This is a genomic window from Facklamia sp. P13064 (assembly GCF_050409425.1).
In the GTDB taxonomy this organism is placed as follows: domain Bacteria; phylum Bacillota; class Bacilli; order Lactobacillales; family Aerococcaceae; genus Facklamia.
The window spans coordinates 26,353-38,204 of the sequence record NZ_JBNUPM010000010.1; the positions used below are offsets into that span (position 1 = coordinate 26,353).

Consider the following 11,852-nt stretch of genomic DNA (forward strand, 5'->3'; position numbering starts at 1 on the left):
AACTGGGCTTTTCATGTGTAATGTATTTAAAATAATCGGTTATTCAAATTAGCAAATCAGTAAATATAAGAGAGTCAAGTCTGATATTAAGCGTAAATTCAAGCCGCTTGACTTATTTAAACGGTCAATTCGATAATTAAGCGTGTTGCGATGTAAGTACAAATCCTGGGCGGTTTTACTAATATTCCCCCCATTTAGAAAGAGTTGGCGTATCAACGCACGATCTTGATCATCTGAAATCGTTTGACCATAGTTAGCAAATTGGGCGAGATGACTTTCTTGTAAGTTCTTACCAACTTGTTGTAAAAGCAAATGGCTCATGCGATTAATGGTGTTTTTCTTAAGTAACCTCTGATGACTTTCTATCTGAGCCACGTCAAAAGAAATTTGATCTTCAACACTTTCTATACCAGTATAAGGAGACCCTATGATGACAAGCGCTGATTGTCCAAAGTCATCATTAAGCATTTTTAGAATTCCTTCCATCATTTGGGATCCTTGGTTAGCCCAAAAAGAATTGTGGATGACATAAACAAAGTGATGTGAATTTCGTTTTATATAATCAATAATGTTTTGACTGCTTGATCTGAGAGTAGATAACCACAAGGATTGATCAAAGTCTGTTTGCAAATGCTCAAAAAAGATATGAAACAGACAATAACCTTCTTTATGAGAGCCCTCTAAATCAAGAAGAGAGTGAGGAATTTGAATGACTCCTTTTGCTTTCATTGTAAGACCTCCTCGTAAATAAACGGTTTAAAGATTATACTTAATTTAGCGAATAACTTTTTCGCTTTCTTTATCGAAGAAATGAATTTTTTCCATATCGAAGGCTAATTCAATGGATTCTCCTGGAGTATATACTTCTTGTGCGTTTACTCTAGCAATGAACTCATCTGATCCAATCGTTAGATACAGCATGGATTCGGACCCCAGCAACTCTGCGACAGAAATCTTAGCATTAACAAGCGAGTCTTTAGATTTCGCAACAATGCTTGTTTCCGCGTGAATATCTTCCGGACGAATGCCAAGAATAATTTCTTTTCCTAAATAACCCTTATCTGATAACAACTTTTTGTGATGAGGGCTTAATGGCAAGTTAATACCTTGATTATTGGTTAAGGTATTACTTTCAATAGTAACAGTAAAGAAGTTCATAGCTGGTGAGCCGATAAAGCTTGCCACAAAAACATTATTGGGTTTATTATAAACTTCCTGAGGGCTACCTATTTGTTGAATATAGCCGTCTTTCATAATAACGATTCGACTGGCCATTGTCATAGCTTCAGTTTGGTCATGGGTTACATAGATAGTAGTTGTTTTTAATTGCTGATGCAGTTTGGCAATTTCTGCCCGCATTTGTACGCGCAATTTAGCGTCAAGATTTGATAAAGGCTCATCCATTAAAAAGACTTTGGCATCACGAACAATCGCTCGACCTAAAGCGACTCTTTGTCTTTGACCACCGGACAGAGCGGCTGGTTTGCGGTTTAAAAATTCAGTTAAGCCGAGTAAGTCAGCGGCATGATTGACACGTCGGGTAATTTCACTTTTATCATACTTACGCAGCTTTAAACCAAAAGCCATGTTGTCGTAGACAGTCATGTGCGGGTAAAGGGCATAATTTTGAAAGACCATAGCGATGTTTCGATCCTTAGGTGCTACGTCGTTCATCAATTTACCATCTATAATCAGTTCGCCTGCTGTTATTTCTTCTAAACCAGCAATCATTCTTAAGGTGGTTGATTTTCCACAGCCGGAAGGTCCAACAAAGACGATGAACTCTTGATCAGCTACATCTAAATTAAAATCAGTTACTGAATTGGTTTTTGCGCCTTCATATCTTTTATTAATCGACTTTAAGTTTATTTCAACCATTTTAATCCTTCTTTCTTACATAATAATTCTAGCTTAACTGAAATTTGTGGATTATACGATAGGCAATGTGCACAAGAAAAGGGAAATCCCAGAAAAGCTGGGCTTGTCTGGGTATTAAAACTAATTAATTATTTACTTTTTAATTCTGAGAGTATATCTTGTAATAGTTCGACTTCTGAAGGGCTTGCTGGCTCTTCTTCTGGAGAAATAATTTTTTTGTTTTGTGCTTTTTCTAAAGCTTTAAGTGTGATAAATAAGAAGCTACCAATTAAAAGAAAATTAATAATTGCTTGGATAAATGCTCCATAAACAATTTCAGTCTTACCAACTGTCAGAACAAGACCTGAAACATCTGCTTGACCTGTAATGGCTATAATGAGTGGCATAAAAATATTATCGACTAAAGAAGTAACAATTGCTGTAAAAGCTGACCCTAAAATAATCCCAGTTGCCATAGTAACAACATTTTTATTTGCAATAAAACCTTTAAATTCTTTCCACATAAAAATTAATTCCTCCGTAACAATTCATTTAATACTTATAGAGTACCATGAATTCGAAATAAATCAATGTCGAAATTTTTCATTTGCTATATTTTATGAACAAGTTGGTGACTGGAAATAATTTCTTCGGGAAGATCCCAATAATTATTGATGATTTTATGGACCCATTGATAAGCTAGATAGGGTCCACTTGTTAAGCCGGAAGACCCTAAGCCAGAAATTGTCCATAGATTGGATAAATCAGGGATGGATCCGATTAAGATATCGCCATTGTCAGTGAAGGCTCGAGTACCTACTTTTACTCGATAAAGAGGATAGTTAAAAACATCCGGAAAAATTTGCTCAGCCTTTGTTTTTAGCTCTTTGATAACCATGGGATTAATGGTTAAGTCTTTTGCTTGGTCATCTTCATGACTTGCGCCAATTACTATCTCACCATTATCAAAGGGAAGGATATCAATGCCACCCGGTGACATAATAACAGGCCAGTTGTTATCGACCCATTGTGGGTGGTAGATAGAAAATAGCTGGCCTTTTTGAGGGCGTAAGTTACAATCAAACCGCAAGGAGCTTAGAAGTTCTTTGACAGCGGGTCCTGCTGCCAAAAGGACCTGATCTGCAGTAAATGAGTCTTGATCAGACTGAATCAAAAAGCTCTTTCCTTCTTTAAGCAACTGAACTTCTTTTTTAACTATTTTCCCCCCTTTTGTTAGAATCGCTTTATGTAATAAAGCAACCAATGCCTGTCCATCTACTCGGCCACCCCTTTAATTAAAGAGCCAGGCCAAGGGCTATCAATAAGAGGAAACAAATCATGAATTGCTTCTTGTGTTAGTGTTGAAACTTTTCCGATAGAAGGAGATTGCTCTCTTTTTGAATCTGCGTTTTCAAGATCTCTGTGTAAGTCTTTTTCATTTTTACGTAGAATCAAAGTCCCAGTTTCCTTAAAAAGACTGGAAGCATCAAATCCGTCTTCAGTTAAATCTTGAATAAATTGACGGTAGAATTCTGCACCATGAACGACAAGGTGATACCATTTTTTATTTCTTCTTTTGGAAAACCAAGGACAAATAATTCCAGCCGCCGCCTGGCTGGCTTGACCAACTTCTTTATCGAGAAGAATTACTGGATAGCCAGAACGAGTCAGATAATAGGCAGCTGTCGATCCAACAATACCACCGCCAACAATGATAAAAGGAAAATGTTTTTTCAAAAATATCCTACCTTTCATTAATAGAAATTAAAATCAGTAAATGCTAAATTAGAGACATCAAATTAAAAGGAGACCTTTTTATGGAAGAAACACTCAGACAGATTCAAAATCACCGTAGTATTCGCTTTTATAAAGATCGCCCAGTTGCAGTGGAAACTCGTCAGCAACTAATGGAAACTATGAATGCCAGTCCGACTTCAAATGGGTTGCAGGCCGTTTCAGTTGTCCGTATTACTGATCGTATTTTACGCGAAGAATTAGCCAAGGTTGCAAAACAAGCCTATCTTGCCGAGGTGCCTGAACTATTGATTTTTCTTGTGGATTGGCATCGCAATGCTGAAATAGCTAAGGCTAAAGGCTATCAAGGAGAAAAATATCGCTCAATGGATTATTTCTTTCAGGGAGTGGCTGATGTTTATATTCAAGCTCAAAGCTTAGTGATCGCTGCTGAATCTTTAGGATTAGGAACGGTTTATTTTGGATCGATTTTAAACGATTCAGCTAGAGTCATTGAACTATTAAAACTACCTGACTTGACTTTTCCTTTAGTAGGGGTTGGGTATGGCTATCCGGACGATCAACCCCCATTGAAACCACGAATGCCAATCGAATTTAAATTATCTGAAAATTATTATCGCGCAAATCCAGATTATCTTCAAATGTTGGCAGACTATGACAAGGAAATGACACAATACTATGACACTAGAAATAGCAACCAAAGAGTGGATAGCTTTACTAATCAAGTTAAAAATAAAATTGCTATTGGCGAAAAGAAAAGAGCCCAGTTAATGCAAGTTGTTAGTAAACAAGGCTTTAATGTAATGCTAGAAGATGGAATGGATTATTAAAAATTAGAAAATAATATTTTTGATGAGAAAAGAGTGAGGGATTTAATCTAGCGATTCCTTAAATATAACTAGCTATATGCTTATTGCTAAGGTAGTTATCCTTCAATAAAAATTTTTTGTAGATTAATGGTTGACAGGATTGTTTTTTTTGATTAGAATACTTCTAACAAATCGAATGAAACACGTAGATGTGGAAAGTAGATCGTCAGACTATTTTAAAGAGAGCTTGAGTAGGGTGAAATCAAGCAGTAGGAAGCGATTGAAAATGGCCATGGAGTGGTTATCCTGAATGCATAGCAATAAGGATAAACGGCTGCAACCGTTAGTAAGCCTCAGTATAACAAGTGATACTCACTTGCGTACTGGCAGAGGTAACCTTAGTGATGAGGTTACAAATTAAGGTGGTACCACGAAGTATTAACTCTCGTCCTTTATTGGAGGAGAGTTTTTTGTGTTTTATTGAAAGGAGTGAATACTTGATTGAATTAAAAAATGTATCTGTCACTTTTGAAAAAGAAAATAAAAAAATCCAAGCGGTTTCAGGTGTAAGCTTACAGATACAAGCGGGGGAAATCTTTGGCATTGTGGGTTATTCTGGTGCCGGCAAATCCACTTTAGTTCGAACAATCAATCTTTTACAAAGACCTTCTAGCGGGCAAGTGATAATAAATGGAGTTGATTTGATGCAACTGTCAGCGTCTGAATTGAGAAAATCTCGCAAGAAGATAGGGATGATCTTTCAGCACTTTAATTTGATGAATTCAAGAACGGTGGCAGAGAATGTTGCTTTCCCACTTAAAGATTTAAAATTATCTACTGCTGAAAAAGAAGCGAAAGTGTCTGCTTTGTTAGAAATGGTTGGCATATTAGATAAAGCTCAAGCCTATCCTGAACAGTTATCAGGTGGGCAGAAGCAAAGAGTAGCGATTGCTAGAGCCTTAGCTACAGACCCTTCAATTTTATTGTGTGACGAGGCAACCTCTGCTTTGGATCCTAAAACCACACATTCTATTCTTGATTTGCTAAGGCAGTTAAATCAAGAATTGGGCTTATCGATTATAATGATTACTCACGATATGAATGTTGTTAAAAACCTCTGTCATCGAGTGGCTGTAATGGCTGAAGGGCAAGTGATTGAAGAGAATGGCATTGTCGAAATGTTTACCCAACCTCAAAACCCATTGACGCAAGAGTTTATAAATATGGCTACCCACTTTGATTGGGACTATGAATTAGTGCTTAAAGAAATGCGAGGAGCTAACTCTTCAGAAGATTATTTCATCGCTCGCTTATCCTTTGTCGGTCAAGAGGTGACGGAGCCCTTTATTGCACAGTTAGCCAGAGACTATCAGGTACATTGTAATATTTTATATGGTAATATTGAAGCTTTAAGAGGATCATTTGTAGGTAATCTTGTTGTCACGGTTGAATCAAAGTCGCAAGATTGGGAACGAGCTTTAGTCTTTCTGGAAAAACATAAAGTAAATGTCGAGATTTTAACCGATAGGGAGGGTGTTAAGTGGATGAATTAGAAGTAAATGTATATTCCTTTATTAATGACCAATTCCCCAATTTATCATCTTTTTTAGAAAAATGGTTACCCAATGCTTGGCCCATTCTCGACGAATTTATTGTTGCAACTATCGAAACCTTATATATGCTGATACTGACCATCCTTTTTGCAGGTTTATTAGGTTTAATGCTTGGCGTAGTTATTGTTGTAACAGGACCAAAAGGTATTTTAAAAAACCAATGGATTTATCAAGTCTTAGACAGTTTTATTAATATTTTTAGATCCATTCCTTTTATTATTCTTTTGGCTTTATTAGTCCCTTTTACACGTATGCTTGTAAATACTTCCATTGGCCCGACGGCGGCTGCCATTCCTATCATTGTAGGAACGATTCCCTTCTTTGCTAGGCAGGTGGAGATTGCTTTGTTAGAGGTAGATGAAGGGATTGTTGAAGCGGCTCAGGCCATGGGGTCTTCACCGTGGGACATCATATGGCGTGTCTATATTCGAGAGGGCTTAGGATCTTTATTAAGAGTATCTGCTTCGACTGTTATTAATGTTATTGGCTTGACAGCTATGGCGGGTGTAGTAGCTGGAGGTGGCTTAGGAACCGTTGCGATCGCTAGAGGCTATCAAAGAAGTCGTTTTGACGTTGTCATAGTAGCAACCTTATTGATTTTATTAATTGTTTTGATCAGTCAATTGCTATTTAATTGGTTGATTCGAAAGGCAGAAAAACATAAAAGAAAGTATTAGAAAAGGAGAATTATGATGAAAAAATTTTTAAAAGTATTATTAGTGGGTTCTTTATTAGGGGGGGTTACTCTCAATAATGTCTTCGCTGAAGATAAAGAAGATTTTTCAGGTCAGAGTGTTTCAGTGGGTGTCGCTTCAGAATATGAAGAAGATGTTTGGCAAAGTGTTGCTGATATCGCAGAAGAGGAGGAAGGAATAAAAATCAAACTGGTTCTATTCAATGACTATGTTCAGCCAAATATATCTTTGTCTGATGGATCGATTGATTTAAATGCCTTCCAGCATGTTGAGTTTTTAAATGATTGGAACCAAGCTAATGACGGAGATTTAGTATCGATAGGTTATACATATGTTGCACCTTTGAAAGTTTACTCTGAAAAAATTGATTCTCTCGATCAATTAAAAGAAGGAGATAAGATTGCTATTCCAAATGATGCGACAAATGGGGGGCGTGCTTTACTAGCTCTTGAACAAGCAGGCGTGATTGAAGTGGATGATGAAGCGGGTGTGTTAGCTGAAGTAAGTGATATCACCAAAAATGAATTGAATTTAAAGTTTGAAGAATTAGATGCTGCACAATTAGTGTCGGCTTTACCCGATGTAGCAGCTGCGGTTATTAATAATAATTTTGCCAATGATGCAGAACTCGAAGAAGATCTCGTTATTTTTAACGATGCGGCGGATATTGAAAAGCTACCAGATTCATATAAAAATATTATTGCTAGTCGTAAGGAAGATAGTAAAAACCCACTATTTTTAAAAATTGTAGAACTTTATCAAAGTGAACAAACAGCTAAAAAAATAGAAGAAGTTTCAAAGGGTTCGGATCAACCTGCTTGGTAATAATAGTGATACGACATGTTGAGCATTGTTTTTCGACTGTATAAAAATACAATTCGTTTAGACGGCTTATTGTCTCAAATATGGTATAATTGAACCATCAGTACAGACATAGAGGAGGAATTTCAATGTTCAAGCGTGCCGGATCATTTGTGCAATATGGTTTATTAGTTACTTTACTAACTTATGGATTATTAACCAGTTTGGGAGGACCTCAAATTTATACTTTCTTATCCATTGTAATTTTAGGAATTATTTTAGGTCTATTGTTCCTAATCTATTACACAAAATCACTAACTTTTGGTCAAAAGTTAGCGAGTCATATTGGGGCTTCAGCCTTAGTGATAATTGCTGTTGCTTTATTCAATGGTTGGATGCAAGTCGATTGGGATAAGGTTCTTGCAGGAATACTTATCTTATCTGTTTTATGTTTGTTTGTTTATTTTGGCTATCACTATCTAATGAACAAGCGTCAAAAACCGCAAGCTACTATTGAGCCTGAGGTCACTGATAAAGTGGCTCCGAGGTCGGATTTTGATCCTAGGACAGGTGAAGTCCTTCATCAAGAGTCGGTATCAAAAGAAAAAGACACTCATAAAGCCGACTTTGTAAAAGAGGAAGCAAAAGACATTGACCCAAGACAAACAAAGGAAGTTGAAGTTGCCGAGCCAATGGATTTTGAGGTAACAGAGCCCAACCAATTTGAGGAAGTTGAAACTTATGAAGTAGTTGAGCCTTCTGATGAAGCAGAAGAAGTTGTTGCTGTTAACACAGATCTAGAAGGGGATCTCGTTCTGGAAGAAGAGGTAAAGTCAGACGAAAGCCATGAAACTCTCAATAAGTCAGAAGACCAAGAAAAGATTTAAAATGAAAAAAGATTAACCCATTAACTATGAGCAGTGTTTATCTCACCGCTTCATAGGTTAATGGGTTTTCTTAATGAAGAAAGTTCTGAGCTTTGACTAATAAGTCTTTATCATTCGAATAAGTAATTTTATCTAGAGCTTCTTGGTAAGGAAGCCATATGAATTGACTCACTTCTTCTAATTGACGAGTGACTTTATTTGAGTTTGTCTTTGCTATAAAATAGACGACTTCTTTCATAACATCTTTTTTAGGAGAAAAGTGAGTAGTCTCTCTGAATTGATTATTCAATTCAACTTCGAGACCTGTTTCCTCTTTAATTTCTCGAAGGGCTGTTTCTTCTTCCGTTTCACCTTTTTCAATATGTCCTTTAGGAAATGCCCAGTGGCCACCATTTTCATGTTGGATGAGGAGAAAAAGAAAGTCTTGATTATCTTTATAGTAGATAACTGCTCCACATGATTTTTCTTTTTTCATAGATTTCCTTTCTAGAATAAGCGTTCTTGAATATTGTGGGTAACATCGTGGCGTTCATTGGTATAAGCATCTAAAATTTTCTTTTGACTATCAGTGAGACTTTCTTGAGGCAAATTGTATAAATCAGCAATAAACTCTCTAGGAAAGAAAATACGATGGTCTCCTCTGACTTGACCTGTTAAGGAATGAACTAAACTTGAAACTTGAGAAAGTTCGACAACTTGATTGGTTTTAGTGACTAAGTCAATTTGTACTTTTTGACTTGAGTGATAAGGTCGATAATAATCGTAAGGAAGGTCAAAGCTGGAATCTTCATTAATATAATAGTTAGGGTCAAATCCGACTTTACTTAATTCATTGAAGATGGCAGTACGTAGCTCTTCTCTTTCATTGTCATTTGTAATGACTGATTTAAAAGGCTTACGATTAATAAAACGGTAGGCCAAATCAGCAAGAATGGGATCTTTTTCATCTGCCCATTGGATAAAATAAGCGTTCATTATATGATCATCTAACTTGAGATAATCATCAAGGGTCCAATTGTTTTTTAAAAAAGGTTCGAGTAAGTGGATAGGAGCCTCAATTTTTTGACAGTTGTCACGTTCAAGATAACAATCTTTAGCACGAGCTAAAAGTCCCTTGAGGACTTGTTCCATTCCTCTAGAAACTGGGTGGAAATAAACTTGCATATACATTTGATAGCGACTCATAATATAATCTTCTACCGCATGCATACCAGAAAAATCAAAAACGATTCTTTTATCAAACGGTCGGATGACACGCGAAATGCGAGTTAAGTCAAATTCACCATAGGATACCCCTGCATAAAAGGCATCTCTTCTTAAATAATCCATACGGTCGGCATCAATTTGACTGGAGATTAATTGAACAACTTGTTGATTAGGATAGGTTTTATTGATGACGGACGCTACCTTTTCAGGGAAGTCATCACCTAATCTTCTTAAAACTTGGTTAACTTCCGTTTGCTTAGAAGTGATAATTAATTGAGTTAAGGCCTCATGGTCAGTATTAAAAATAGCTTCAAAAGTATGTGAGAAAGGACCATGTCCAATATCATGTAAAAGGGCTGCGCAAATAGCAACCATTCGTTCATCATTATTCCATAACCCATCACCATCCGTTTTAGAGCGATAATTACGGTCAAATTGGCTGATAATGCGACGGGTAATTTCGTAAACACCTAGCGAATGGTTAAAACGAGAGTGTTCTGCACCGTGAAAAGTATAAGAAGAAGTTCCTAATTGTTTGATGCGGCGCAAGCGTTGAAACTCTCTGGTGTCAATTAAATCAATGATGATACGGTCACGAATATGAATATAATCATGAACAGGATCACGGAAAACTTTTTCACGTTCAAGTTTTTGATTGGCAATAATATTTTGGAATTCAGACACCTATTTCACTCCTTTAGACTTTTCTATGTTAGTGGTTGAATTTTTTGACTACGTTGATAGGCTTTTTCAAATAGCGGTTGATAGATAGAAATTAATTCAGGGTCTTTATAATTTCCTTGATCAATCGCTGTTTTTTGAGAGAGGTAGTTTATAAAATGTTTTTGATAATCAGACAAGGAAAGATCTTGGCCAAGAATTTCAGATAGCGTTGACATAGAACGAGGTTCAATAGTAGGAAAGCGTTGATCGGATTGACTAAGTGAGTAAAATTGCTTCATTAGTTGGCCACGAGCAAATTGGTTACCATTGACACCAATATAAGCAGCAGTAGTAACAGCATCTTTATAGCGACGCTGTGCAATTCCACCTACCTTTTTTTGGTTAATGACCACATCATATTTACCTGGACAGTAAGAATCAGCAATTTCATAAGCCTCTACTGCTAAACCGTAATGATTTAAAGTCGCTTGAATTACTGCAATGGAAAAGCTAAAAGCTTGGTCAATTGATAAGTTGATTGAACGATTGTCTGTTACAATTGCAAAATTTAGGATGCCTGCATCTTCAACCACTCCCAATCCACCATGTGGTCTTACAGATACTTGATAGCCTGCTTCTTTTAAATAGCTAACACCCTTGGGTAAGTTTTTTAAAAGTTTATCTTTAGCTCCTAAGAAGACACTCGGTTTAAAAATAGGATAAAAATGAAAAATACCATAAGCTTTATCTTTTTTTTGAAGGTCATTTTTTTGTAGGAGATATCTAAGAAAACTATCTTGATAAGCTAAGGCTACATCTCTTTGATCTTTCAGTGGGTTTTCTTGTTCTTGAAAAACTAACCATTTATGTTGTGATAGAATAGATAATAGATTTGAATCAGTCATTGACGAATACTCCTCAAATTGTTAAATTGTAAAGGCTATTAACACTTTGATTATAGCAAATTTTGTTTTATAATAACATGAAAGCTTTAAAGTAAAACTACTTATTAATCAATTAAGCACCAGTAGCTCAGCTGGATAGAGCACTCGCCTCCTAAGCGAAAGATGATGGTTCGAGTCCGTCCTGGTGTATCAGAGACGACATAAGGATGAGAGGAGAAAGATGGAAAAACAAGCAGTCGATGTTTATGTCGAGCAAAAAATAAATTATGCACAAACGAAACATTCAGACCGATGGGAGCACTCCTGTCAAGGTCATACTTATATTCTTTCTACCTATCAAAAACTAATTTATCATGATCAATTAGAAAGAAAAATTGAAGTAAAATGGCAACTGGATGATTCAAAACAAAAGATTAACAAAGTGAAGGTAGATCAAGGAAAGCAGACTTTAGTTTTTAATATAAATCACGCAACCACCACTCTATATGAAAGTGATCAAGGTATCTTATTATTAGAAATCAAAACGCATAGAATTGACTATAGTAAGACAGCTGACGGTCAAATGATACAAATTCACTATCAAATGCATACGAACGATCAATCACTAGGTGAATATTTCTATCAATTGAAATTTACATCATAAATTAGCAATTCCTAGTGA

Annotated in this window: 14 protein-coding genes, 1 tRNA gene and 1 other annotated feature; of the genes, 7 read left to right on the top strand and 8 right to left on the bottom strand. The window is 36.2% G+C overall.

The features are described 5' to 3' along the window. Positions 1–48 precede the first annotated feature (48 nt). The 5 genes from ACQV2S_RS05495 to ACQV2S_RS05515 form a co-directional block, all read right to left on the bottom strand. The gene (locus tag ACQV2S_RS05495) at positions 49–729 is read right to left on the bottom strand and encodes a PucR family transcriptional regulator (protein ID WP_428876052.1); all 681 of its coding nucleotides are present in this window, start codon (positions 727–729) and stop codon (positions 49–51) included. Positions 730–774: 45 nt separating this feature from the next. After that, positions 775–1,878, bottom strand: a complete 1,104-nt coding sequence (locus ACQV2S_RS05500) for an ABC transporter ATP-binding protein (protein WP_428881968.1) — start codon at positions 1,876–1,878, stop codon at positions 775–777. Between the two features lie 128 nt (positions 1,879–2,006). Further along, a complete protein-coding gene (gene mscL / locus ACQV2S_RS05505; protein ID WP_428873123.1) occupies positions 2,007–2,381 on the bottom strand; it encodes a large conductance mechanosensitive channel protein MscL in 375 nt (124 codons plus the stop codon). 86 nt (positions 2,382–2,467) lie between these two features. Further along, positions 2,468–3,121 carry an NAD(P)/FAD-dependent oxidoreductase gene (locus ACQV2S_RS05510; RefSeq protein WP_428885137.1) on the bottom strand — a complete coding sequence of 218 codons (654 nt, stop codon included), beginning with the start codon at positions 3,119–3,121 and terminating at the stop codon, positions 2,468–2,470. A gap of 11 nt (positions 3,122–3,132) precedes the next feature. Continuing rightward, complete coding sequence (locus tag ACQV2S_RS05515) at positions 3,133–3,594, bottom strand: NAD(P)/FAD-dependent oxidoreductase (protein ID WP_428885139.1); 462 nt, start codon at positions 3,592–3,594, stop codon at positions 3,133–3,135. Between the two features lie 80 nt (positions 3,595–3,674). Between ACQV2S_RS05515 and ACQV2S_RS05520 the strand changes: the two genes are divergently transcribed. The 5 genes from ACQV2S_RS05520 (at position 3,675) to ACQV2S_RS05540 (ending at position 8,417) form a co-directional block, all read left to right on the top strand. Then, positions 3,675–4,442 carry an NADPH-dependent oxidoreductase gene (locus ACQV2S_RS05520; RefSeq protein WP_428873125.1) on the top strand — a complete coding sequence of 256 codons (768 nt, stop codon included), beginning with the start codon at positions 3,675–3,677 and terminating at the stop codon, positions 4,440–4,442. A 176-nt stretch (positions 4,443–4,618) separates the two neighbouring features. Then, positions 4,619–4,877 (top strand) — a binding site (T-box leader). Positions 4,878–4,918: 41 nt separating this feature from the next. Continuing rightward, positions 4,919–5,974 carry a methionine ABC transporter ATP-binding protein gene (locus tag ACQV2S_RS05525; protein WP_428873126.1) on the top strand — a complete coding sequence of 352 codons (1,056 nt, stop codon included), beginning with the start codon at positions 4,919–4,921 and terminating at the stop codon, positions 5,972–5,974. A gap of 20 nt (positions 5,975–5,994) precedes the next feature. Next, the gene (locus ACQV2S_RS05530; RefSeq protein WP_428873164.1) at positions 5,995–6,711 is read left to right on the top strand and encodes a methionine ABC transporter permease; all 717 of its coding nucleotides are present in this window, start codon (positions 5,995–5,997) and stop codon (positions 6,709–6,711) included. Positions 6,712–6,726: 15 nt separating this feature from the next. Beyond that, positions 6,727–7,554, top strand: a complete 828-nt coding sequence (locus tag ACQV2S_RS05535) for a MetQ/NlpA family ABC transporter substrate-binding protein (RefSeq protein WP_428873127.1) — start codon at positions 6,727–6,729, stop codon at positions 7,552–7,554. A gap of 125 nt (positions 7,555–7,679) precedes the next feature. Then, positions 7,680–8,417, top strand: coding sequence for a DUF3021 family protein (locus tag ACQV2S_RS05540; protein WP_428885141.1), 738 nt, complete (start codon positions 7,680–7,682; stop codon positions 8,415–8,417). A 70-nt stretch (positions 8,418–8,487) separates the two neighbouring features. Here ACQV2S_RS05540 and ACQV2S_RS05545 read toward each other — a convergent pair whose 3' ends face one another. The 3 genes from ACQV2S_RS05545 to ACQV2S_RS05555 are packed head-to-tail and all read right to left on the bottom strand — an operon-like array spanning position 8,488 to position 11,191. After that, positions 8,488–8,892 carry a bis(5'-nucleosyl)-tetraphosphatase gene (locus tag ACQV2S_RS05545; RefSeq protein WP_428881972.1) on the bottom strand — a complete coding sequence of 135 codons (405 nt, stop codon included), beginning with the start codon at positions 8,890–8,892 and terminating at the stop codon, positions 8,488–8,490. 11 nt (positions 8,893–8,903) lie between these two features. Further along, on the bottom strand, positions 8,904–10,307 hold the full coding sequence (locus ACQV2S_RS05550) for an HD domain-containing protein (RefSeq protein ID WP_428873130.1): 1,404 nt from the start codon (positions 10,305–10,307) through the stop codon (positions 8,904–8,906). Positions 10,308–10,330: 23 nt separating this feature from the next. Beyond that, a complete protein-coding gene (locus tag ACQV2S_RS05555; RefSeq protein ID WP_428885142.1) occupies positions 10,331–11,191 on the bottom strand; it encodes a lipoate--protein ligase family protein in 861 nt (286 codons plus the stop codon). Positions 11,192–11,307: 116 nt separating this feature from the next. Here ACQV2S_RS05555 and ACQV2S_RS05560 point away from each other — a divergent pair. Next, positions 11,308–11,380: transfer RNA gene (locus tag ACQV2S_RS05560), tRNA-Arg, on the top strand. Between the two features lie 31 nt (positions 11,381–11,411). After that, on the top strand, positions 11,412–11,834 hold the full coding sequence (locus ACQV2S_RS05565) for a DUF1934 domain-containing protein (RefSeq protein WP_428876060.1): 423 nt from the start codon (positions 11,412–11,414) through the stop codon (positions 11,832–11,834). Positions 11,835–11,852: the final 18 nt, after the last annotated feature.

Excerpts from the sequence above, each read along its gene's own strand:
- ACQV2S_RS05495 (WP_428876052.1), bottom strand. The coding sequence starts at position 729 with ATGAAAGCAAAAGGAGTCATTCAAATTCCTCACTCTCTTCTTGATTTA.
- ACQV2S_RS05545 (WP_428881972.1), bottom strand. The coding sequence starts at position 8,892 with ATGAAAAAAGAAAAATCATGTGGAGCAGTTATCTACTATAAAGATAAT.
- ACQV2S_RS05540 (WP_428885141.1), top strand. The coding sequence starts at position 7,680 with ATGTTCAAGCGTGCCGGATCATTTGTGCAATATGGTTTATTAGTTACT.
- ACQV2S_RS05555 (WP_428885142.1), bottom strand. The coding sequence starts at position 11,191 with ATGACTGATTCAAATCTATTATCTATTCTATCACAACATAAATGGTTA.
- ACQV2S_RS05500 (WP_428881968.1), bottom strand. The coding sequence starts at position 1,878 with ATGGTTGAAATAAACTTAAAGTCGATTAATAAAAGATATGAAGGCGCA.
- ACQV2S_RS05520 (WP_428873125.1), top strand. The coding sequence starts at position 3,675 with ATGGAAGAAACACTCAGACAGATTCAAAATCACCGTAGTATTCGCTTT.
- ACQV2S_RS05565 (WP_428876060.1), top strand. The coding sequence starts at position 11,412 with ATGGAAAAACAAGCAGTCGATGTTTATGTCGAGCAAAAAATAAATTAT.
- mscL (WP_428873123.1), bottom strand. The coding sequence starts at position 2,381 with ATGTGGAAAGAATTTAAAGGTTTTATTGCAAATAAAAATGTTGTTACT.
- ACQV2S_RS05535 (WP_428873127.1), top strand. The coding sequence starts at position 6,727 with ATGAAAAAATTTTTAAAAGTATTATTAGTGGGTTCTTTATTAGGGGGG.